This window comes from Mycobacterium sp. 050134, from assembly GCF_036409085.1.
Taxonomy (GTDB): Bacteria; Actinomycetota; Actinomycetes; order Mycobacteriales; family Mycobacteriaceae; genus Mycobacterium.
This window is the reverse complement of the sequence record NZ_JAZGLV010000090.1, coordinates 1-347: the sequence shown is the minus strand read 5'-3', so window position 1 is coordinate 347 and position 347 is coordinate 1. Positions and strand designations below refer to the sequence as shown.

The window sequence follows — 347 nt, the reverse complement described above, 5'->3', positions numbered from 1 at the left end:
ATTCAGCGATGAATATGTCGCCACACTGGCCACCAATATGGGTGGATCGGTATTGTATGGCACGGGTGGCGCTAGCAAATTTCTATACTCCCGGCGAGATAATCGTGTTATTAAGCAAGCAAATGATTTTCATGCATGGGTGCGGAACACGTACGACAAGCGGCCGAAAAAGGCGCACGCCCAGTTTATAAACGAGGTTTTAGACGGGCTCATTTCGTCGGATCAAAAACGTTTCCAAGCAGAAGAGCGGCGAGCCAAAGGTTATGACACCATCATCGCCTGGACTATCGTTGCCGTCGACGCTTTGGCGCTGACGACTGGATTGGCAGAGCCGTATCCAGGGAGTA

At 51.0% G+C, this 347-nt stretch carries 1 protein-coding gene; it reads left to right on the top strand.

All coding sequences use genetic code 11. The features are described from left to right. Window positions 1–347 (top strand): hypothetical protein (locus tag SKC42_RS27530; protein WP_330967380.1); only part of this gene is annotated, 347 nt, incomplete at both ends.